Below are 22,441 nucleotides of genomic sequence, written 5' to 3'. Positions count from 1 at the left end.
ACTATAATTTTAAAGTCCTTTTAACAAAAAACTATCAACAAAATATTTTAGGTAATTTGTAGTTTTAGTATCGCATGAAGTTTATATACTTTCTTTTTATTTTTCTGATTGGTTTTACTGCATTTGCACAAGACCAAGACTCTAATTACAAAACTAAAATAGTTGTTGTGCAAGATACTATTGCTATAGATAGCGTAAGTATTAATTCGGCTTATTTTATTTTAAAAAGAAAAGATAATTCTTCTATAGACTCAACTTATTATTCGGTAGATTTTGCTAAAGCGATTATAACTTTAAAAAAGCCTATAGATAGTGATTCAGTTATTATCAACTATTTGAGTTACCCTAAGTTTTTAACTAAAACCTATAAACAACTTGATGATAAAATCATTGTAGAAAACACAGACAATCTTCAGCAATTATATAAAATTCAGCAATCTAGTGAGGCAAAAACATTCACGCCTTTTGATGGTTTAAACACTTCTGGAAGTATTTCTCGTGGTGTCATTATAGGGAATAACCAAAACTCGGTCTTAAATAGTGAGTTAGATTTACAAATTACAGGTAAGTTAAGCGATAAAGTTTCTTTAAGAGCCTCTATTCAAGATGCTAATATTCCATTACAGGAAAGTGGTTACTCTCAGCGTTTAGATGAGTTTGACCAAGTGTTTGTTGAGTTGTTTAGTGACCATTGGAAGATTCGCGCAGGTGATGTGGACTTAGAAAATTCGCAGTCACATTTTGCAAATTTTTCAAAACGCGTACAAGGTTTATCGCTTCAAGCAACTTTAAACCATTCTGAGTCTAAAACCAATCTTTTTGCTGCTGGAGCTATTGTTAGAGGTCAATTTACATCAAGTCAATTTACAGCACAAGAAGGAAATCAAGGTCCTTATAAACTTCGTGGTCCAAGTGGCGAATTATTTGTTTTAGTTGTTTCTGGAAGCGAAACGGTTTATGTTAATGGTATAACTTTAGAACGTGGTGAAAACAAAGACTACATCATTAATTATAATGCAGGCGAAATTATATTCAACTCTACTTTCCCTATCACTAGTGAAATGCGAATAACAGTCGATTATCAATTTAGCGAACGTAATTATTCCCGTTTAGTGGTTTATGGTGGAGGTAATTACGATAGCGAAAAATTAAAACTTGGCGTTTCGGTCTATAGTGAAAATGATGCCAAGAACAATCCTTTACAACAAAATTTATCTACAGAACAAGTTGACATTTTAGCAAATGCAGGAGACGACCAAAGCCTTATGACTGCACCATCAGCAACACCAGAAACATACAATGAAAACCGTATTTTATATAAAAAAGAGTTGATTAGTGGTGTTGAAGCTTTTGTGTTTTCTAATGACGCAGATGATGAACTTTTTAGCGTTCGATTCTCTTTAGTTGGCGATAATCAAGGTAACTATATAATAAGTAATGTTAATGCCATTACTACAATTTATGAATATGTTGAGCCCATTGCTGGAATTCCTCAAGGAAATTACGAGCCTATTGTTCAACTCATTGCTCCAAACAAACTACAAATAGCAGTTTTAAATGGAAGCTACTTGCCAACCGAGAAGACGAATATTGATTTTGAAGTCGCTGGTAGTAAAAATGATTTGAATTTATTTTCTAATATTGATGATGATAATAATGATGGTTTTGCTGCAAAATTAAAAGTAGAACAATCTATTATTAAAAAGGATAGCCTATGGAATCTTAACGCCTTTGTAGACACTCAATATATTCAAGAAAATTTTAGAACCATTGAACGTTTGTATAATGCTGAATTTATTCGAGACTGGAATATTGAACAGACTAACACCAACCAGAATGTTATTAATAATGGCAACCAAATCCTCTTTACTTCAGGTGTTCAAGCGCTTCATCATGACAAAGGCATTGCAAGGTATCAGTTTGAGTACTTAAATTATTCTGAAAACTTTAATGGTAGTCGGCATGTTCTATTAGGCGATTTAAGATTAAAGAAATGGCAAATTCATTCTAATTCTAGTGTCTTAAATGCTGAATCAAATGTGAACACCTCAACATTTTTACGTTCATACAATAGTATTATCTACAGTTTAAAAAAGGGTTGGGTTGGTACTAAGCTTGCCATGGAAAATAATGAGCAGAAGGATAAAGTGACTGATGCTTTTACAGCTTTAAGTCAACGTTTTAAGTCGTATGAAATATTCACAGGTATTGGAGATAGCACCAAAGTTTTTGCAGAAGTTGGTTATAAACACAGAGTAAACGACAGTCTAGTCGACACGAATTTACAAAAAGTAAACACCTCGAACACCTATTATTTAGACTCGAGAATCATTCAAAATAATAATACCAACTTATCGCTTTATGCAAATTATAGAACATTAAATAATGAAGACGAGTCTTTAGATAATGAAGAATCATTAAACTCTAGAATACAATTCAGTCAAAAATTATTTAAACAAATAGTACATTGGAATACAATTTATGAAACTAATTCTGGATCACTTGCTCAACAAGAATTTACTTATGTTGAAGTAGAACCTGGACAAGGTGCTTATACATGGATTGACTATAATAATAATGGCATTCAAGAATTAGAAGAATTTGAAATCGCACAATTTGCAGACCAAGGTACATATATTAGAGTGTTACTTCCTAATCAAGTATTTGTAAAAACGCACCAAAATAGACTCAGCCAAACATTGACTATTAATCCACAGCAATGGTCAACCGAAGACAATAAAAGCAAAAAATTCTGGTCTCATTTTTATAACCAAACCTCTTATTTAATTGACCGAAAACAAAAACGCCAAGGAAGTTCTTTCAATCTCAATCCCTTTAAAGACGATGAAGACCAGCAATTAGGCTTACAATCTAACTTTAGAAATGTATTGTTTTTTAATAGAGGGAAACAGCGTTACACAACATCATATACTTTTTTAACCAATTCCACTAAAAATTTATTATCTATTGGATCTATTGGGTCAAAATCTAAAAGCCATCAGTTATTGTTTAACCATAAATTTGCTACGCATTGGCTTATCAATTTTCTGACTAGTTTTAATACTAATGAAAGCTTAAGCGAAAATTTCACCAGTAAGAATTTCAATCTTGACGAAACTCAATTTAATCCGAAGCTTTCTTATTTATTTAATGATAATGCACGTTTTGATGTCTTTTATCAATTCACAAATAAAGAAAATACGATTGACAACTTTGAAACTCTAGAGCAACAAAAGTATGGTGCTTCTTTTACGTTTTCTAGCAAGCAACAAATGGCCATTTCGGGAGAATTTAATTATTTTTCAAACACTTTTACAGGCAATGCTAACACACCTGTTGCCTATCAAATGTTAGAAGGGTTACAGCCTGGAAAGAACTACACTTGGACTGTACTAGCACAAAAAAAACTGACTAAATATTTAGATTTAAATTTGAATTATTTTGGCCGAAAAACTGAAACCAGTAAAACGATTCATACAGGAACTATTCAATTGAAAGCCTACTTTTAATTTGTAATCATTTTTTTATAAAAACGAACGCAACCTTTTTACGCTTTTGACATCTATAGTAGGTACGCCTTTTAATTTATAGAACACAAGTTTAAAAATATTACAATGAAAAAAGCCCTTTTAGGATTATTATTACTCACCTCTTTCATATCATTTTCACAAGTTTCAGAACAAGAAGAAAAAGTAAAACGAAGTGAAATTAAAGCCAATGCATTCAACCTTATCTTATTTAAATCTTTAGATTTTTCATACGAATATTTACTAGATTCTGAATCTTCTGTAGGTGCATCTGTTTTAATTAATCTTAGAGACACAGATTCTGGTGAAGATGTTTTTTATAACGAAAAATTCGCTTTCACTCCTTATTATAGACGTTACTTTTCTAGTAAATATGCTTGGGGGTTTTTCATTGAAGCGTTTGGAATGTTTAATGTGCAAGATGATACTGTTGATGAGTATTTATATAATGAAATTACTAATGATTATGAATATACTTTTAATGATGAAACCTCAAACAACCTCGCTTTTGGTATAGCTGTTGGTGGAAAATTTGTGAGTAAAAAAGGGTTTCTTTTTGAAGTCTTTGGTGGAGTAGGCCGAAATATTATTCAATCGAATAATGATGTTGGTAGTGAGTTTGTCCCAAGATTGGGTGCTACTTTTGGTTGGCGATTTTAAGTCTCAAAACTTTATAAAACAAAAAAACCAAGTAATTAGCTTGGTTTTTTTGAGATCCTGAACTTGATTCAGGATGAAAAACTATTATAATATTACATCTTTTGAAGCCAATGTTTCACATCAACTTCTGCTTTAATAATACGTTTTAAATCTTCTATTTTTACACGTTTCTGTTCCATAGTATCACGATGACGAATAGTAACAGTCTTATCTTCTAAAGTGTCGTGATCTACTGTGATACAAAATGGCGTTCCGTTAGCATCTTGTCGTCTGTACCGTTTTCCTACAGCATCCTTTTCATCATAAAACACATTAAAATCCCATTTTAAATCCTCTACAATTTGTTTCGCCACTTCTGGTAAGCCATCCTTTTTTACTAAAGGAAAAATAGCGGCTTTTACAGGCGCTAATACTGCTGGTAATTTTAAAACTGTTCGTGTCGTATTGTTTTCTAATTCTTCTTCCATCAAAGCATTAGAAAAAACTGCTAAAAACATACGATCTAAACCAATAGAGGTTTCTAGAACATAAGGTGTATAGCTTGCATTCTCTTCATGATCGAAATACTGTAATTTCTTTCCAGAAAATTCTTCGTGTTGTTTTAAATCAAAATCTGTACGCGAATGAATGCCTTCTAATTCTTTAAAACCAAATGGGAATTTAAATTCTATATCTGTAGCGGCATCTGCATAATGTGCTAATTTTTCATGGTCATGAAAACGATAGTTGTCTTCTCCCATTCCAAGAGATAAATGCCATTTCATTCTGGTTTCTTTCCAATGATTAAACCACTCTTTTTGAGTTCCTGGTTTAATGAAGAATTGCATTTCCATTTGTTCAAACTCTCGCATTCTAAAAATGAATTGTCTGGCTACGATTTCATTTCTAAAGGCTTTTCCTGTTTGTGCAATACCAAACGGAATTTTCATACGTCCCGTTTTTTGCACATTCAAAAAGTTAACGAATATGCCTTGTGCGGTTTCTGGACGTAAATATAAATCCATCGCAGTTTCAGCAGAAGCACCTAGCTTAGTGCCAAACATTAAATTAAATTGCTTAACGTCTGTCCAATTTCTTGAACCCGTTAATGGATCGGCAATTTCTAGTTCTTCAATAAGCGCTTTGACATCTGTTAAATCCTCTTTTTCTAAGGATTTTCCCATTCGTGTAAGAATGTTTTCTATTTTTTCATAATAGCCAACAACACGAGGGTTCGTTGAAATAAATTCATCTTTATTAAACGCATCTCCAAAACGTTTTTCAGCTTTCTTGACTTCTTTTTCAATTTTCGCTTCAATTTTAGCACAATAATCTTCAATTAAAACATCTGCGCGATAACGTTTTTTAGAATCTTTATTATCAATTAACGGATCATTAAAGGCATCAACATGACCAGAAGCTTTCCAGGTGGTTGGATGCATAAATATAGCAGCATCAATCCCTACGATATTATCATGCATTTGCACCATCGCTCTCCACCAATAATCACGAATATTTTTTTTGAGCTCTGCTCCATTTTGAGCATAGTCATACACTGCGCTTAATCCATCATAGATTTCACTGCTCTGAAATACGTAACCATACTCTTTTGCATGAGAGATTACTTTTTTAAATTGATCGTCTTGATTTGTTGCCATTGTGCAAAAATAAAAAACCACTCCATATAAATGGAATGGTTTTAAAAAATTATAGGGTTATTTTTATTTTAATTTAATTGAAGTACTTCCAAGTAGGGTTGCATTTTGAAAGACATTAATATTATAATTTCCTGCTTTTAGTTTTTCTCTTTCAGCAACACTAATTTTTAAACACGCAGTAATATTTTCATTTACATTTTTAATTGTAGTCTTACCACTATATTCTAACTCCATACCTTGAAACTTAAGAATCCCTCTTTCTGAAACAACCTCATTGTTTGGGTCTAGAATTTGAACAAAAATATTTTTATTTCCTTTTGGTGTAAATTCATTACTAGCAAGCGTTGTGCAGACTTCAATATGATCTGTTTCACTTAATTTATCCGTTTCAAAGCTTTGTAAAGCACTCGTTGTCTTTAATGCAGAAACTTTTATGTTTTTAGCTTTAAGCAAACTTACTTTGCTTACGATTTGATTTAAACTGTTGTTTTTCTTTGTTAAGTAAGCTAATTGTAATTTTTGATTTTCAAATTGCTGAGATACAGAATCTACTTGCACTTGAAGAATTGCATTATTTCTTACTAAAGAATCTATTTGTCCGAAAATATTTTCTCTCTCGTTTTTGAGAGCATAAATTTGGCTTCTATACTTAGAAATTAAAGATAAATTGGTTTTTGCTTTTTCTACTGAATCTAAAATATTTAAGACTTTAGTTTTAGACTCCTCTAATTGCAACTTAATCGTTTCATTTTCAACAGAAACATCGTCATAAAGAGAGACCATTTCAGATAATTCATTTTTAACAAGAACTGTTTCTTGTGCCAAGAATTCTTCTTGATCTTGAAATGAAATATAACTAGAAATACTATAAGACCCTAAAATAGCAATTGCTATTACCAATGTACCAATAATTAATCTATAGTTAAAGTACTGAGGGATAACTATCATTATTAATTAATTTTACAGTACGAATCTAGAAATTAAGTTTGGGTTAATTAATTAAAATCGATGAAGTCAACAAAATAATTGTTGAAGTAAAAAATTACTATCACTATTATCATGTAAGCTATTAATTTTGTAAGTTTAGGTATGTTAAATACTGTCGTTAATTTATTTTTTCCTAAAGTATGCTATTCATGTTATGATGCCTTACTTGATTTTGAAAATTATGTTTGTACTAAATGTAGACACAATTTACCAATTACTAATTTTCATTATGACACTAATAACCCCGTTGAAAAGGTGTTTTATGGTCGGGCAAAAGTAGAAAAAGCTACGGCCTTACTTCGCTTTGAAAAAAAAGGAATTGTACAACAGCTTATTCACAATTTAAAATACAAAGGTTACGAAGATATTGGTGTGTTTTTAGGCGAATGGTTAGGCAATGAGTTAAAAGATATTGAGGGTTTTAAAGATGTTGATGTTGTAATTCCAGTACCTCTGCATAAAAACAAACTTAAAAAAAGAGGTTATAACCAAGTTGATAAATTTGGTGAAGAAATAGCTAAAGCGCTCTCTACAGAATACAACAAGACTTCACTAATTAAAATAACGAATACCAAATCTCAAGTCACTAAAAAACGTTTTGCGCGTTGGCAAATTACAAATGAACTTTTTGCAATAGAAAACTTAAATCAAATTGAAAACAAGCACATTTTATTAGTAGATGATATAATTACTACTGGAGCTACTCTAGAATCTTGTATTAATGTGTTAAATACTGCTAAAAATGTTAAAATAAGCATTGCAACTATGGCAATCGTCTAATCCCTGTTTTGTGAATAACAAATATGTTGTTACTTTGTGCAAAATCAAAAATTGATAATGAGTAAATTTCACTCTAATTTTATTTTTATAATTTGTATTGGCTTACTAATTTTTAGTTGTGCAAATAGAGGCACTCCAAGTGGTGGTCCAAAAGATGAAACCGCTCCTAAAATTGTGAGTTCAAGTCCCGAAAATTTTTCTACAGATTTTAATGGCAAAGAAATTAAAATCTATTTTGATGAGTTCGTCAAAATCAAAAATCTGCAACGCCAACTGATTATTTCTCCACCTATGGATCCTATTCCAGAAATTACTCCTTTAGGCTCGGCAAGTAAATATATTACGATAAAGATTCATGATACTTTACTCTCTAATACGACCTATGCTTTTAACTTTGGTAATAGTATTACAGACAACAACGAAGAAAACCCTTATTCTTATTACAAATTTGTATTCTCAACGGGTAGCTATATAGATTCACTTTCAGTAAAAGGTCAAATATTAGATGCAAGTTTAAGGAAACCTGAAGACTTTGTTTCTGTTCGATTATACGAAATAGACTCTACCTTTAACGATTCAATTGTTTATAAGAAGCTCCCAAAATACGTTACTAACACATTAGACAGTACAACCACTTTTAATTTAGAAAATATTAAAGCAGGACAGTACATGCTTATCGCTTTAAAAGATGCAAATGAAGATAATAAATTTCAGCAAAAAACTGATAAAATAGCTTTTCATAAAGAGTATGTTAATGTACCCACAGATTCATCATTTACCTTGAAGTTATTTAAAGAAGAAAATGATTTTGAAATTATTAGACCTCGATTAGTTTCTGGAGAAAAAATAGCTTTTGGTTATCAAGGTGATTACACTAATACTAAAATTCAATTAGCTTCTAAAGCTCCAGAAAAATTCAATTTTAGAATTACTAAAGACCCAAAAACAGATTCGTTAAATTATTGGTTCAAGCCTAGACTTAAAAATAGAGACTCTTTAGTTTTTAAAGTGAAAAACAAAGAATACTCCGAAGATTTCACTGTAAAAATAAGCGACCAACCTCGCGATTCATTAATTATGGAGTCTAACCCTAGAGGAACTTTAAACTTTAATGATGACTTTCAAATTTCGGCAAATATTCCTTTTTCAAAATTTAACAGGAAAAAGTTAACCATTTTAGATAAAGATTCTTCAGAAGTCGACTATAAGGTTAAGTTAGACACACTAAATAATAGTTATACTTTTAAATTTGATAAAACTGAAAGTAACACTTATTATGTTCAGGCATTACCAAATGCTTTTGTCGATTTTTTTGGAAATAAGAATGACACATTAAACTATCGGTTAACGACCAAAACATTTGCAGATTATGGCAATGTTAGAGTCACTTTATACAATGCGAAGTACCCATTAATAGCCCAATTAACAGATAAGGAGGGTAATGTGATATCTGAATTATATAGCAGAAAACAAGAACCTTTAGATTTTAGACATTTAAAACCTTCGACTTACTATTTACGTGTCATCTTTGATGCCAATAAAAATAAAAAGTATGATTCTGGTAATTATTTAAAAAAAATACAACCTGAGCGTGTCAGTCATTATACTGAAGCTATTGAAGTTCGTGCAAATTGGGATCCAATAATAGACTTTACACTTTTAGATTAAAATCGTCTTTATCATTTAAAAATTGAAGCTTTTCTCTATACTTATTAATATGTGCTTTATCTAGCTTAACAATTTCTATTTGCTCTTTCCCCAAGGCGATATTGGTTATTTTTTTACCTATCACATCGTATGCTGCTGTATTTCCTGAATACTCATAATTTCCTGCATCTATACCAACTCGGTTAACACCTATACAGTAACTCATATTTTCAATAGCTCTAGCTTTTAGTAAATTATCCCAAGCCGAAATTCTTAGCTTAGGCCAATTAGCCACATAAAATAAAACATCATAGTTTTCTACGTTTCTTGCCCAAACTGGAAAGCGTAAATCATAGCAAATAAGAGGACAAAACCTCCAACCTTTATAATCAACAATAAGCTTTTTATGTCCAGCCTTAAACACTTTATCTTCGCCTGCTAATGTGAATGTATGGCGTTTATCGTAAGTCGAAATGTTGCCGTCTGGCCGAACAAAAAGGAGTCTATTATAAAACTTATCATCTTCAGAAATTACAATACTACCAACCAACGCAGCATCTTTTTTTTCTGCCACTGCTCGCATCCATTTAACCGTTTCACCTTGCATCGTTTCGGCAACTTCTGAAGCATTCATAGTAAAACCAGTTGTGAACATTTCTGGAAGAAGAATAACATCAATGCTTTCAGAAATGCTATCTATTTTTTTTGAAAAATTTAATCGGTTTTGAATTGGATTTTCCCAAACTAAATTAGACTGAATTAGCGCAATATGTAATTCGTTTTGCATGAGATAAAAGTAATTTATTTTTCACTAATTTAAAACGAATTTTCTCAGAAACCATTAATTACGAACGTCTTAATTTTTTTTCTGCTTTTTTAAGATCTGAGTTGGCTTTTTCTATTTTCTTTAGCCATTTTTCTTCATCTTTTGGAGAGAGTTTTTCTTTTTTCTGAAGCTTTTCGTATTTCTTTTGAGTCTTTTCTATTTTATCTTTAGCTTTTTCAAAATTCTTTTGAGCCTTCGCTTTTTTCTTTAAAGCTTTTTCAGCCTTTTTTTGCTTCTTTTGAGCTTTTTTCAAGTCTTTTTCAACCCTTTTCTGCTCTTTTTCGCGTTTTTCTTCTTCTTTTTGGGTTTTCTCTGCAGCTTCTTCTTTAATTTTTATTTCAGTTTGATGTGCACTAAAAATAGCTTCACGCTGTTCTTCCGTTAAACTTTGAGTAACATCTTTATCATTTAGATAAATTTTATCATCCTTTACAATATAAGCCAAATCTGCTTCAGCAGTTTGTGCAATGCTATTTACGCTAAAGGCTAAAAAAAGTAGTAATAAAATGAGATTCTTCATGGTTTTAATTTTAAAGTATAACTATAAAATTAGACACACTAAAAATTAATAAGTCACTTAAATTCGATTTATTATTTCGGCAGCTTGCTTTAAGGTATCATCTGTTTTAGCAAAACAAAAACGCAAAACTTTATCGTCTTTATGGTTATCATTGAAAACAGATAATGGTATAGACGCTAAGCCATGGTTTATTGTTAGTTGTTTCGCGAAATTAACATCGTGTTCCTTAGTGATTTCAGAATAATCTAAAACCTGAAAATAGGTGCCTTGAGCTGGTTTAAAATTAAACCTTGAGTCCTTTATTAAGCTTAAAAACAAATCGCGCTTCTCTTGATAAAATTCTGAAAGTCCTAAAAAATGATTAGGCACTTGTAAATAATCGGCTAATCCTTTTTGCATAGGATGATTGACCGAAAACACATTAAACTGATGCACTTTTCTAAATTCTTCCATGAGTGATTTTGGTGCACAACAGTAACCCATTTTCCATCCAGTATTATGAAATGTTTTTCCAAAAGACGCTGTAATGAAACTTCTAGATTTTAAATCTGAAAACAAACATGCGCTTTGGTGTTTTTCACCATCAAAAATAATATGCTCATAAACCTCATCACTTAAAACTATAATATTTGTGTCTTTGGTTAGCTCTTGAAGTTTTAACATATCAGCTTCAGAAAAAATACATCCACTAGGGTTTTGCGGTGTATTTATGATTATCATCTTTGTTTTACTATTCACCTTGCTTTTAACGTCATTCCAATCTACTTTATAACGTGGTGCATGTAATTGAACAGAAATTGTTTTACCTCCATTTATTTCTATTGCTGGTTCGTAACAATCATAGGCTGGGCGAAAAATAATTACCTCATCTTCGGTTTTTACAAAAGCTGATATAATTGTATAAATTGCTTGAGTTGCTCCAGCAGTTACTGTAATTTCTGTTTCAGGATGATAACTTGTAGTATATAGTAAATCAAACTTTTTGGCTATGGCTTCACGCAACTCTAAATTTCCAGGCATTGGTGCATATTGATTATAACCAGAGCTCATGGCTTGGCTAACCAAGTTGATTAGCTTTTGATCGCTCTTAAAATTTGGAAACCCTTGCGATAAATTAATTGCATTGTGCTTATTAGACAATGCGCTCATTACAGAAAATATGGTTGTCCCTACATTTGGAAGTTTAGAAATATGTTGCATGCTTAAAGATAGTCAGTTCTAACGACATAAATTTAATGCTTTTTAACAATTTTTATGACTTGGTTTTTTATCTTTGAGTTCACTTAATTTTATCCATTATGAGATTCTTAAAATTCCTTTTACTTTTTATAACTTTTAATCTTTCTGCCCAACAAGGTGGTATGTGGATTCCTTCACTTTTAGAAGGAATGAACGAACAAGAAATGACTAGTCTAGGTAGTAAACTTACAGCTCAAGACATTTACGATGTTAACAATTCTAGCTTAAAAGATGCTATAGGTCATTTTAATGGTGGCTGCACAAGCGAAGTCATTTCAGATCAAGGCTTAATACTTACAAATCACCATTGTGGGTTTAGCCAAATACAATCGCACTCTTCGTTAGAAAACGATTATTTAAAGGATGGTTTTTGGGCGATGAATTTAGAAGAAGAGCTTCCAAATGAAGGTTTGTTTATTGAATTTATTGTAAGCATAACAGATATTACCCAAGAAGTTTTAGCAGTTGTTAGTGATGATTTATCCGAAAAAGAAAAACAATCGGTTATTGATAAAAACAGCAATGGGTTAATGAAAAACTGGCCTAGAGAACCTTGGCAAGATGTAAAAGTAAAAGCGTTTTATAATGGCAATCAGTATTTCCTATTTGTTACCGAGCGTTTTGAAGATATTCGCTTAGTTGGAGCACCTCCATCGAGTATTGGTAAGTTTGGAAGTGACACAGATAATTGGGTTTTTCCTAGACACACAGGAGATTTTTCTATGTTTCGTATTTATGCTGATGCTAATAATAGACCTGCAAAATACAGCAAAGATAACAAGCCATATAAGCCAAAACACTTTTTGCCAATATCTTTAGATGGTGTTGCTGAAGGTGATTTTACAATGGTTTTTGGTTTTCCTGGTCGAACTAACGAATACCTTCCTGCTGTAGCTATAGAACATATTACCAAAGAATTTAATCCAACAAACATAGCCATTCGTGAAGCTGCTTTAAAAGTCATTGATGCTAAAATGAAAACTAGTGATGATGTTCGTATTAAGTATGCATCAAAGCAAGCCAGAATTGCAAATGCTTGGAAAAAATGGATTGGTGAAAATTTAGGCATTCAAAAAAGTAATGCTGTTGAAAAAAGGCGTGCCTTTGAAGCTACTTTCACTAAAGCCTTAAAAGAAACTGGTCTTGAAGATAAATACGGAACGATCTTACCTGAATTTGATCGTTTGTATAAAGAATTTGGTCCTGTGAATATTAAACGAAGAAACTTTATTGAAGTCTTCTTAGTCACTAATGAACTCATGCAAATGACATTTAGAGCCTATCAAATGGAACAAATGATAACAGGAAACCCTGAGTCTTTCGAAAAAGCCAAAGAAGGAATGGTAAGCCGTTTAAAAAGTATTCATAAGAACTATGATGTTGAAGTTGATAAAGGTGTATATAAAAATGTAATGCCTTTTTATAGCAATACTGTTGATGCTTCTATTTATGATAATTCTGCTTTTACAAACTTAGATTCTGCTTTAAAATTATTAGAAGGCGATGCAAATTCTGTAATTGAAAAGCTAAATAATGACGCTGCATATCAATACGCTAAACCAATTATTGCTGAGTTTTATAATACTATTGATAAAGAGTATCAAGAAAAAAACGAGCCTATCACTGCCCTACAAACAAAGTATATGACTGCGTTAATGAAAGCTCTGCCTAACGAGCGCTATTTCCCAGATGCTAACAGTACACTACGTGTTACTTACGGTCAAGTTCGTGGTTATGCTCCTAGAGACGCTGTGTATTACAATCCTGTAAGTTACTTAGATGGTGTTATTGAAAAGTATGTGCCTGGTGATTATGAATTTGATGTGCCTCAGAAATTATTAGATTTATACAAGACGAAAGATTACGGACAGTACGCAGATAGTAACGGAAAAGTCCCTGTGTGCTTTTTAGGAACGAATCATACAACTGGAGGAAACTCTGGAAGTCCAGCTATTGATGCGCATGGTAATTTAGTTGGGTTGAATTTTGATCGTGTCTGGGAAGGTACCATGAGCGATATGAACTACGATCCAGAAATTTGCCGAAACATTATGGTCGATTTACGTTACGTTTTATTTATTGTCGATAAATATGCTGGAGCTAAACACCTTATTGAGGAAATGACTCTGGTGCATCCTAAGAAAAATAAGCAATAATTTAGTGCTCATTTAACAAGTATTAGACCTCAAAGATTTATAAATTTTTGAGGTCTTTTTATGTGATATTTAATATAGATAATAACTCTTGTTTATATGTTCTACCTATAGGAATTCTATTTTCTTGAACATAAATCTCATTCCCTGAGATTTTATCGACAAACCTTCTATTTACAATATACGATTTATGTACTTGAATAAATTGTGTTTCGTCAAGTTTGGCCATCCAATTTTTTAGTGAATCGATATAAGACAGTTTTTGATTTTTAGTAGCAACAGTAATGTAATTGCGATCAGATTCTAAATACAAAATATCACTCAAAACAATTTTGTGAAGTGTTTTATCGACATTTAAAAAAAGAATTTCTTGGGTGTTATTTTCTGTAGATGAAGCAGGTTTTTCAATACGTGTCTTCGCTTTGTTTATGGCTTTCAAAAAACGATCAAACGAAAATGGTTTTACAAGATAATCTACAATAGTTGCTAACTCAAAGCTTCTCACAGCATAATCTGGATAAGCCGTTGTCATGACAATTGCTGGTGGGTTTTTAATAGTTTTTATAAAATCGATTCCTGAAATGTCTGGCAGGTTTATATCCAAAAAAACAACATCAACAGTTGTATGGTTAAGAAAAGAATTCGCCTCTATCGCTGCATTAAAAGTACCTAACAATTCTACATTAGGTAGTTTAGACACATAATTCTTAATAATTTTTTGTGCTGGTATTTCATCTTCTATAATAATACAAGTCATATATTTCATCTCACTTTGTCTGGTCGAGCGCAGTCGAGACCTCATTATTAAAACCACTCGACTGCGCTCGAGGAGACATTAGCATCAAGACAACTTCAATTTTAAATACACTTTATATCTATCATCTTTAGAAATATCAAGCTTATAGTTCTCTTTATAAATAAGCTTCAAGCGTTTTTCTAAATTTTGTAAGCCTATTTTAAAGGCTTCATTACTCACTTTATCTTTATCATAATCATTCATACACACACATTCCAGAATTCCATTCTTTTCAGTAATAGACACTGAAATATCACTATTTAAAGTGCTATGTTTAAATGTGTTTTCAATGATCGTAATTAATAATAAAGGTGCTATTTGGTTTTGATATGAGCTTATAGATTTTGAATAATTGATATGCTTTACACCTTCTGTTCTAATGGTTTGAAAGGTTATATAATTATCTATAAACTGAATTTCTTTTTCTAGCGATATGGTTTCCGAATTGCTTTCATATAACACATGTTTTAAGTTGTCTGATAACATTAAAATGAGTTCTGGGGTTTCATTTGGTTTTTCTAAAGCATAAGAGTAAATAGTATTCAAATTATTAAAAAGCACATGTGGATTGATTTGAGACTTCAAAAACTTTAATTCCATTTCAAGGTGTTCCTGTTTGATATGTTCAACTTCATCTTGCTTATCTAAAAAGCGATATAACATCCATACAAATGAAAAGAAAATAAGAGGCACTAAAGTTTGCCATAAATAATCACTAAGGCATTTCATAATAGAACAACCACATTGCGCAAACACATTACAGTAAAGTTGTGTTGCAAAAAAAGAAATAACAGCAAACACAAAGACGTAAAGAATATAAAGTCGTTTTTTTATAAAAAATGGAAGTAGTAAATAGTTGTTGGCATATACAATGACCACGAGAATAGATAAATACTGTAAAAACGGATTTTCACGCCAATAGTATTGTGAGAACACAAATAAAGACACGAAGATAAACAGCATCCAAAATAAGATGTGTACTAAAATTTGTGAGGTATGTTTCTTTAATGTTATCATGAATTCGATATGAAAGTAATTAGAAAACTGAAAACCATCAAACTTTATGTACAAAAACCACGATTAGTGTTGCAAACAGCATGATTGATGCCGTTTGTTAATTTAAGTCTGTTGTTGGTAAAAAATATTCGTTTACCTTAGAAAATCATATTAAGTTTGATTTATAAAACGATCATATCATGCAACGAACAGTACTTTTTTTAATCGCATTCATTACATTTTCATTTGGTTTTTCACAAACCATAAATCATGAAGTTCTTGATGACAAAGGCAAAGCAAAACTCTTAGGTAAAATCAACAAAGACGGTTTAAAAAAGCCTGCTTTTGCGGAATGGTTTAATAAAAACTATGATGATTACGATGTAAACGACAAAGTCGTTAAAAAGCTCAAAGATTCTTTAAATTTATACACTATAAAAGTATTTCTTGGTACGTGGTGTGGTGATAGTAGAAAGGAAATTCCTCGTTTCTATTCAATTATAGACCAAACAAATTTTCCGGAAGATCAACTAGAAGTTTTTGCTTTAGACAATGGGACAGAAAACTATAAACAAGGTCCAAATGGAGAAGAAAAGAACATGAATGTTCATCGTGTACCAACTTTTATATTTTATAAAAATGGCAAAGAAGTTAATCGAATTGTAGAACATCCTAAAGAAACTCTGGAGCGCGATATATTAACCATTGTAAATGGTGAGCGTTATTCGCCAAATTATATGGCAGCGAATTACATGCAGTATTTATTAACCGAAAAAGGGGTTGATAGTTTAAAGCAAGATGAAACAAATTTAGTTCCTCGACTTGCCGAATTTGTTAAAGGCAGTCGAGAGCTAAACACCTTAGGTTACGTGTATTTGCGTGCCGAACAATTTGATAAAGCCCTTTATCTATTTGACATAAACACAAAAATATTTCCGTATAAATACAATGTTTACGACAGTTTAGCTGAAGCCTTTTACGAGACAGGTGATTATACTGAAGCGCTCAAAAACTATTACAAAGTATTGAGTCTAAAACCTGATGATAAAAATGCGCCTGAAATGATTGATAAAATCCAGTTGAAAACAGAAGCTATGAATAAAGAAGATTAAACAATTTCCATCTTTTTTAGTAAAAAGCTCGCATTCATATTTTGGCAAATACCCTGTTTTAGTTTATAATCAAAAAAGAGTTCGTCGTTAATAATTTGCGCATCAAAATAGTAGTTTTTTACATCGTCGAGCTCTTTTTCTATTTCACATAAACTTAAATCGTGCGTTGCAATAATGCCAGTTGCATTTTTAGAAACTAACTTCTCTACAAATTTTCTAGAACCAATAGCTTTATCAGTACTATTTGTCCCTTTTAATATTTCGTCTAGAATAATAAAATAAGACTCCTTTTCAAGTGCATCAACAATAAACTTCAAGCGTGTTAACTCTGAAAAGAAGTAAGAACTGTCATCTGTTAAAGAATCACTTGTTCTCATACTTGTAATTAATTTAACAGGATGATACTGGCTTGAAGTAGCGCAAACTGGCAAACCCACATTAGCCATCACAATATGTAATGAGACTGTTCTTAAAAAGGTGCTTTTTCCTGCCATATTCGCTCCAGTAACAATAAAAAACTGCTGATCATCAATTAGCAAATCACTAGCAATACGTTTTGTTTTAGCAAGTAAAGGATGCCCTAAATCTTTACTTTTAATAATTGTATTCCCTTCAACAATCTCTGGAAAAACATAATCTGGATGGTTAAACGTATAATTCCCTAAAGAAATATAAGCATCAAAAAACGAAACAACCTCAAACCAATTTGTTACTGTATTTTTATGTAGAGCAATCCACTGCTCAATTTTATAAGTGTTTTTTAAATCCGAAAGAAAATAACCATTCCCAAAAATGGCAGAAACAAAATTATTTCTATTATCTAAGGCGTCTAAATGTTTAGAGAATTTTGAGAAAATAGCTGATGCCTTCTTATGCTCTTGTTGAATATCTAACTGTTTATTCTTTAATAATTTTGAAGTAAATGTTTCGTTTTCAATTTGATTTAATAACGCTGCATATTGTCTAAAGGTGTCTTTAATTTTATCTGTATTAGATGCTAAGCTATTTACTTTTTTTAGATACAATCCCGTAATGCCTAAGCCAGTCAATAACCAATAACCTAAAAACAAATAACTAATCACTTCAAAAACTCCTAGTCCAAGGATAATTAACGATCCTATGGTAAACGTTAAGGGCAACCATGCGATTGCTTTGGGTAAAAAAGGTTGGTATTTTTTTAACCAATCAGTAATTTGTTTTGTTGACGTTTCAATTTCTATTAAGCTAGCAATACCTAAGAATTGTTGTCTCCATTCTGGTTTTTGAGCCAACTCTTTTATTGATTCCTGACGTGTTACAATAGATTCAATACCATTTGCAGTTAATGCATTAACTAAGGTATTTGTACCTTCTTGGGTAACTGTCCTATTCATATATTGAAAGAAAGAACCTTTACCAAATAAATCAATATCTAAACTATACGCATGATTAGGATTTAGAAAAGCCAAGCCCTCATTTCTATCGTGAAAATCTCCTGAAGCTATTTTTAATTCTTCCTCATTAATCACAACGAGTGCTTTCTTTAAATTATATTGATACTTAACATCTGTATATCTTGAAAGTAAATAAATAAAGCCTACCACACCAACTAAGCCCAAAGGAATGGCTATTTGTAAAGTAGAAAAGCTAAAATACACCCCAATACTTGTTGCCAAAAACACAAAAAGTCTTGCAAAGCTTAAACCTGTAAGTTGTTTAAAAATCGTTTTAACTTCAAGTTGATGTTTTTTAAGTTGCTCTGTATAAAATGTATTTGGATTTTGCATTTGATTTATAATTGCATGTTATCCAAACTTCTGAAAACAGTTATTATAGCAAGTACTGCATTTTGATAAAAATTTGGATGAATATTTTCATAATCATCTGTTGGCTGATGGTAGTCTTTGTGGTCTTCAACACCAAAATATAGAAAAGGAATATTCGCTTTATAAAACGATGCATGGTCTGAAGAGTGGGTCCAATTATCCTTTCCATCACTTCCATCATGACCAATCAAAAGGCTTATGTTTTCTGAAGGTTTAAAACTTTTAATAGCAGGTTCAAGCTCCATATAATAACGTGAACCGACAACAAATAATTCGTTTTTATCGCTTCGGCTAATCATATCCATATTAATATTTAGCCTAATGTCATTTTTAGCAACGATGCTATTATTAACAAAATATTGAGAGCCTACTAAGCCTAATTCTTCTGCATCAACTGCAGCAAAAATGACAGAATGTTGAGGTGGATTTTCTTTGAAATATTCAGCAAAAGCAAATAGTGCAGAAATACCAGAAGCATCATCATCTGCGCCATTATAAATTTCGTCGCCCTTAACACCTTCATGGTCATAATGCGCAGAAAGTACTATATATTTTTCTGGTAAATCAGTCCCTTTAATAAGGCCTAAAACATTTGTTCCTTGAAAGGTTTCTCCTCTTCTGTCAAAACTAAAATCTTGTTCAAAACTTCCACCTAAAGGTTCAACGTTTAAGCTTTTAAATTGATTAATTATATATGATTTTGCTTTTATAGCACCTTTAGTTCCAGTTCGTCTGCCTTCAAAAGCATCAGAAGACAAAACTGCGACATGATGTAACAATGAATCGGCGTTAAACCAAGACTGCTCAATGATATCTACGGCAACTTTAGGGGTTTCTGTTTGGGCTTTACAGCTAGTAAGTCCCAATACTCCTATTAAAAGGAATACGATGTGTCTATATTTCATTTATGGTTGTTTAGAGAACATAAAGCTAAATAAAAAATCCCAAGCATGAGCTTAGGATTTCATACTTATTTAAATATTTTTTTACTTTAAATTTGCTTTCATGAGTTCTCTATTCATGCGTGCAATGTTTTCTAAAGAGATGCCTTTAGGACATTCAATTTCACATGCTCCAGTATTGGTACAATTCCCAAAGCCTTCTAAATCCATTTGAGCCACCATATTTTTTACACGGTCTGCAGCTTCAACTTGACCTTGAGGTAATAATGCATATTGACTCACTTTTGCGCCAACAAATAGCATTGCACTAGAGTTTTTACAGGTTGCCACACAAGCACCACAACCAATACACGTTGCGGCATCCATAGCTTCATCTGCTGCATGTTTAGAAATAGGAATAGAGTTGGCATCTTGAGTGTTTCCAGAGGTATTTACTGAAATATAACCGCCGGCTTGTTGAATACGTTCAAAAGCCATACGATCGACTACTAAATCTTTTATTACAGGAAATGCTGCTGCTCTAAAAGGTTCGATTGTAATTGTATCTCCATCCTTAAACATGCGCATATGTAGCTGGCATGTCGTCACGCCTCTATCTGGACCATGAGCTTCACCATTAATATACATAGAACACATTCCGCAAATCCCTTCACGACAGTCATGATCAAACGCAACAGGTTCTTCTCCTGAGTTTACTAATTGTTCATTTAAGACATCCATCATTTCTAAGAAAGACATGTGTTCTGAAATATCAGTAACTTTATAATCGACCATTTGACCCTTTGTATTTGAGTCTTTTTGTCTCCAAATTTTAAGTGTTAAATTCATATCGTCTTTCTTATTTGTATGAACGTTGTTTTAGTTCAATATCTTTAAATTCTAATTCTTCTTTATGTAAAATAGCATCACTTGGTTCGCCTTTATACTCCCATGCTGCTACATAAGCATAATCTTTATCGTTACGTTTAGCTTCTCCTTTTTGTTCACCATCAAGTTCAACAGATTCTTCTCTAAAATGCCCACCACAAGATTCATTTCTGTTTAAGGCATCTTTAGCAAACAACTCTCCTAATTCTAAGAAATCAGCTACACGACCTGCTTTTTCTAATTCTGGGTTCATTTCGTTTGCCGTTCCTGGCACCTTAACATCTTTCCAGAATTCTTCACGAATAGCTTTAATTTCAGCCATCGCTTCTTTTAAGCCTTTTTCGTTACGAGCCATTCCAACTTTATCCCACATAACCTTTCCTAAACGTTTATGGAAATGATCAACTGATTTTGTTCCGTTGTTATTAATGAAGAAGTCTATTCTATCTTTCACTTCTTTTTCAGCGGCTTCAAACTCGGCTGTTTCTGTAGAAATTTTACCTGTTCGGATATCATCAGCTAAATAATCACCAATAGTGTACGGCAATACAAAATAACCATCTGCCAAACCTTGCATTAAAGCCGAAGCTCCTAACCGGTTTGCACCATGATCAGAAAAGTTTGCTTCACCAATACAATAACATCCAGGAATGGTAGTCATTAAGTTATAATCGACCCAAACACCTCCCATAGTATAATGGGTTGCAGGATAAATCATCATTGGTGTTTTATACGGATTTTCATCTACAATCTTCTCGTACATTTGAAATAGGTTTCCGTATTTGGCTTCAACAATGGCTTGACCTAATTCATATATTTTTTCAGCTGAAGCATTATTTATATTATGAATTTTAGCCTGCTCCTTACCATAACGCTCTATGGCCGAAGCAAAATCTAAATACACAGCTTCACCAGTTGCATTAACACCATAACCAGCATCACAGCGTTCTTTTGCTGCTCTAGAAGCCACATCACGAGGCACAAGGTTTCCAAAAGCTGGATAACGTCTTTCTAAGTAGTAGTCGCGTTCATCTTCAGACAAATCTGTAGGTTTTTTACGTCCTTCGCGAATGGCCATCACATCATCCATATTTTTTGGTACCCAAATACGTCCATCGTTACGAAGTGATTCAGACATTAACGTTAATTTAGACTGATAATCTCCCGAACGCGGAATACATGTTGGGTGAATTTGAGTATAACAAGGGTTCGCAAAATACGCGCCTTTTTTATGAATTTTCCATGCCGCAGTGGCGTTAGAACCCATAGCGTTTGTTGATAAGAAATACACATTTCCGTAGCCACCTGAAGCAATAACTACAGCATGTGCTGAGTGTCTTTCTATTTCTCCAGTTATTAAATTACGAGCAATAATACCTCTTGCTTTCCCATCGACTTTTACAACATCTAGCATTTCGTGACGGTTAAACATTTCAATTTTACCACGTGCAATTTGTCTATTCATTGCAGAATATGCGCCAAGTAATAATTGTTGCCCTGTTTGACCTTTAGCATAAAATGTTCTAGACACTAATACACCTCCAAACGAACGGTTGTCCAATAAACCACCATAATCACGTGCAAAAGGTACACCTTGAGCAACGCATTGATCTATGATATTTGCAGACACTTCAGCTAAACGATATACATTAGCCTCACGAGAACGATAATCGCCTCCTTTTACAGTGTCATAAAACAATCTGTATGTTGAATCGCCATCACCTTGATAATTTTTAGCAGCATTAATTCCACCTTGAGCAGCAATAGAATGCGCACGACGTGGTGAATCTTGATAAGCAAATGCTTTAACATTATAGCCAAGTTCTGCCAAGGTTGCCGCTGCAGAACCACCAGCTAAACCTGTTCCAACAACAATAATATCAATATGGCGTTTATTCGCTGGGTTTACTAAATCGATGTGATTTTTATAGTCTGTCCATTTATCTTTAATTGGACCCTTCGGTACTTTTGAATCTAACGTTCCCAT

General features: G+C 32.4%; 17 protein-coding genes. 6 read left to right on the top strand and 11 right to left on the bottom strand.

All coding sequences use genetic code 11. The features are described 5' to 3' along the window. Positions 1–74: 74 nt before the first annotated feature. Both ACFS5M_RS03785 and ACFS5M_RS03780 read left to right on the top strand, forming a co-directional pair. A complete protein-coding gene (locus ACFS5M_RS03785) occupies positions 75–3,509 on the top strand; it encodes a hypothetical protein (RefSeq protein ID WP_183485970.1) in 3,435 nt (1,144 codons plus the stop codon). A gap of 105 nt (positions 3,510–3,614) precedes the next feature. Then, positions 3,615–4,187: a DUF3575 domain-containing protein gene (locus ACFS5M_RS03780; RefSeq protein WP_183485967.1), complete on the top strand. Its 573-nt coding sequence runs from the start codon at positions 3,615–3,617 to the stop codon at positions 4,185–4,187. A gap of 92 nt (positions 4,188–4,279) precedes the next feature. Here ACFS5M_RS03780 and ACFS5M_RS03775 read toward each other — a convergent pair whose 3' ends face one another. Together ACFS5M_RS03775 and ACFS5M_RS03770 are read right to left on the bottom strand one after the other, a co-directional pair. Then, positions 4,280–5,824: a glycine--tRNA ligase gene (locus ACFS5M_RS03775; RefSeq protein WP_183485964.1), complete on the bottom strand. Its 1,545-nt coding sequence runs from the start codon at positions 5,822–5,824 to the stop codon at positions 4,280–4,282. Between the two features lie 63 nt (positions 5,825–5,887). Next, positions 5,888–6,772 carry a hypothetical protein gene (locus ACFS5M_RS03770; RefSeq protein WP_183485961.1) on the bottom strand — a complete coding sequence of 295 codons (885 nt, stop codon included), beginning with the start codon at positions 6,770–6,772 and terminating at the stop codon, positions 5,888–5,890. A 141-nt stretch (positions 6,773–6,913) separates the two neighbouring features. On the opposite strand from ACFS5M_RS03770, the gene ACFS5M_RS03765 reads away from it, so the two are divergent. Both ACFS5M_RS03765 and ACFS5M_RS03760 read left to right on the top strand, forming a co-directional pair. After that, complete coding sequence (locus tag ACFS5M_RS03765; RefSeq protein WP_183485956.1) at positions 6,914–7,591, top strand: ComF family protein; 678 nt, start codon at positions 6,914–6,916, stop codon at positions 7,589–7,591. Between the two features lie 57 nt (positions 7,592–7,648). Continuing rightward, positions 7,649–9,259, top strand: a complete 1,611-nt coding sequence (locus ACFS5M_RS03760; RefSeq protein ID WP_183485954.1) for an Ig-like domain-containing protein — start codon at positions 7,649–7,651, stop codon at positions 9,257–9,259. Here the strand turns inward: ACFS5M_RS03760 and ACFS5M_RS03755 are convergent. From ACFS5M_RS03755 to ACFS5M_RS03745, 3 genes are read right to left on the bottom strand one after another with little or no spacing between them, the layout of a single operon-like run. Further along, positions 9,243–10,025: an amidohydrolase gene (locus ACFS5M_RS03755; protein WP_183485952.1), complete on the bottom strand. Its 783-nt coding sequence runs from the start codon at positions 10,023–10,025 to the stop codon at positions 9,243–9,245. The genes ACFS5M_RS03760 and ACFS5M_RS03755 overlap by 17 nt on opposite strands. A 58-nt stretch (positions 10,026–10,083) precedes the next feature. Then, positions 10,084–10,584, bottom strand: a complete 501-nt coding sequence (locus tag ACFS5M_RS03750; protein WP_183485950.1) for a hypothetical protein — start codon at positions 10,582–10,584, stop codon at positions 10,084–10,086. A 57-nt stretch (positions 10,585–10,641) separates the two neighbouring features. Beyond that, positions 10,642–11,784 carry a methionine aminotransferase gene (locus ACFS5M_RS03745; protein WP_183485947.1) on the bottom strand — a complete coding sequence of 381 codons (1,143 nt, stop codon included), beginning with the start codon at positions 11,782–11,784 and terminating at the stop codon, positions 10,642–10,644. A gap of 98 nt (positions 11,785–11,882) precedes the next feature. Between ACFS5M_RS03745 and ACFS5M_RS03740 the strand changes: the two genes are divergently transcribed. Beyond that, a complete protein-coding gene (locus ACFS5M_RS03740) occupies positions 11,883–13,979 on the top strand; it encodes a S46 family peptidase (protein WP_183485946.1) in 2,097 nt (698 codons plus the stop codon). A gap of 58 nt (positions 13,980–14,037) precedes the next feature. On the opposite strand, the gene ACFS5M_RS03735 is transcribed toward ACFS5M_RS03740, so the two are convergent. Beyond that, entirely contained in the window at positions 14,038–14,733 is a 696-nt protein-coding gene (locus tag ACFS5M_RS03735) for a LytR/AlgR family response regulator transcription factor (protein WP_183485943.1), read from the bottom strand. A gap of 84 nt (positions 14,734–14,817) precedes the next feature. Continuing rightward, positions 14,818–15,843, bottom strand: a complete 1,026-nt coding sequence (locus tag ACFS5M_RS03730) for a sensor histidine kinase (RefSeq protein ID WP_379897909.1) — start codon at positions 15,841–15,843, stop codon at positions 14,818–14,820. Positions 15,844–15,968: 125 nt separating this feature from the next. On the opposite strand from ACFS5M_RS03730, the gene ACFS5M_RS03725 reads away from it, so the two are divergent. After that, positions 15,969–16,880, top strand: coding sequence for a thioredoxin family protein (locus ACFS5M_RS03725; RefSeq protein WP_183485940.1), 912 nt, complete (start codon positions 15,969–15,971; stop codon positions 16,878–16,880). Here the strand turns inward: ACFS5M_RS03725 and ACFS5M_RS03720 are convergent. From ACFS5M_RS03720 to ACFS5M_RS03705, 4 genes are all read right to left on the bottom strand, one after another. Beyond that, positions 16,877–18,646 (bottom strand): MutS-related protein, encoded by a 1,770-nt coding sequence (locus ACFS5M_RS03720; RefSeq protein ID WP_183485937.1) that lies wholly within the window; start codon positions 18,644–18,646, stop codon positions 16,877–16,879. The two genes, ACFS5M_RS03725 and ACFS5M_RS03720, sit on opposite strands and share 4 nt — an antisense overlap. Positions 18,647–18,651: 5 nt before the next feature. Then, positions 18,652–19,590, bottom strand: a complete 939-nt coding sequence (locus ACFS5M_RS03715; protein WP_183485934.1) for a M28 family peptidase — start codon at positions 19,588–19,590, stop codon at positions 18,652–18,654. A gap of 81 nt (positions 19,591–19,671) precedes the next feature. After that, positions 19,672–20,415, bottom strand: a complete 744-nt coding sequence (locus ACFS5M_RS03710) for a succinate dehydrogenase/fumarate reductase iron-sulfur subunit (RefSeq protein ID WP_183485931.1) — start codon at positions 20,413–20,415, stop codon at positions 19,672–19,674. Positions 20,416–20,425: 10 nt separating this feature from the next. Continuing rightward, a complete protein-coding gene (locus ACFS5M_RS03705) occupies positions 20,426–22,441 on the bottom strand; it encodes a fumarate reductase/succinate dehydrogenase flavoprotein subunit (RefSeq protein ID WP_183485928.1) in 2,016 nt (671 codons plus the stop codon).

The sequence above is a fragment of the Lacinutrix iliipiscaria genome (assembly GCF_042686125.1).
GTDB classification, from domain to species: Bacteria; Bacteroidota; Bacteroidia; order Flavobacteriales; family Flavobacteriaceae; genus Oceanihabitans; species Oceanihabitans iliipiscarium.
This window is presented reverse-complemented; position numbering and strand designations above follow the sequence as displayed.

Bases quoted from the DNA above. Each gene is read 5' to 3' on its own strand.
- ACFS5M_RS03755 (WP_183485952.1), bottom strand. From the start codon at position 10,025: ATGCAAAACGAATTACATATTGCGCTAATTCAGTCTAATTTAGTTTGG.
- ACFS5M_RS03785 (WP_183485970.1), top strand. From the start codon at position 75: ATGAAGTTTATATACTTTCTTTTTATTTTTCTGATTGGTTTTACTGCA.
- ACFS5M_RS03760 (WP_183485954.1), top strand. From the start codon at position 7,649: ATGAGTAAATTTCACTCTAATTTTATTTTTATAATTTGTATTGGCTTA.
- ACFS5M_RS03740 (WP_183485946.1), top strand. From the start codon at position 11,883: ATGAGATTCTTAAAATTCCTTTTACTTTTTATAACTTTTAATCTTTCT.
- ACFS5M_RS03770 (WP_183485961.1), bottom strand. From the start codon at position 6,772: ATGATAGTTATCCCTCAGTACTTTAACTATAGATTAATTATTGGTACA.
- ACFS5M_RS03775 (WP_183485964.1), bottom strand. From the start codon at position 5,824: ATGGCAACAAATCAAGACGATCAATTTAAAAAAGTAATCTCTCATGCA.
- ACFS5M_RS03720 (WP_183485937.1), bottom strand. From the start codon at position 18,646: ATGCAAAATCCAAATACATTTTATACAGAGCAACTTAAAAAACATCAA.
- ACFS5M_RS03715 (WP_183485934.1), bottom strand. From the start codon at position 19,590: ATGAAATATAGACACATCGTATTCCTTTTAATAGGAGTATTGGGACTT.
- ACFS5M_RS03725 (WP_183485940.1), top strand. From the start codon at position 15,969: ATGCAACGAACAGTACTTTTTTTAATCGCATTCATTACATTTTCATTT.
- ACFS5M_RS03705 (WP_183485928.1), bottom strand. From the start codon at position 22,441: ATGGGAACGTTAGATTCAAAAGTACCGAAGGGTCCAATTAAAGATAAA.
- ACFS5M_RS03710 (WP_183485931.1), bottom strand. From the start codon at position 20,415: ATGAATTTAACACTTAAAATTTGGAGACAAAAAGACTCAAATACAAAG.
- ACFS5M_RS03745 (WP_183485947.1), bottom strand. From the start codon at position 11,784: ATGCAACATATTTCTAAACTTCCAAATGTAGGGACAACCATATTTTCT.
- ACFS5M_RS03750 (WP_183485950.1), bottom strand. From the start codon at position 10,584: ATGAAGAATCTCATTTTATTACTACTTTTTTTAGCCTTTAGCGTAAAT.
- ACFS5M_RS03765 (WP_183485956.1), top strand. From the start codon at position 6,914: ATGTTAAATACTGTCGTTAATTTATTTTTTCCTAAAGTATGCTATTCA.
- ACFS5M_RS03735 (WP_183485943.1), bottom strand. From the start codon at position 14,733: ATGACTTGTATTATTATAGAAGATGAAATACCAGCACAAAAAATTATT.
- ACFS5M_RS03780 (WP_183485967.1), top strand. From the start codon at position 3,615: ATGAAAAAAGCCCTTTTAGGATTATTATTACTCACCTCTTTCATATCA.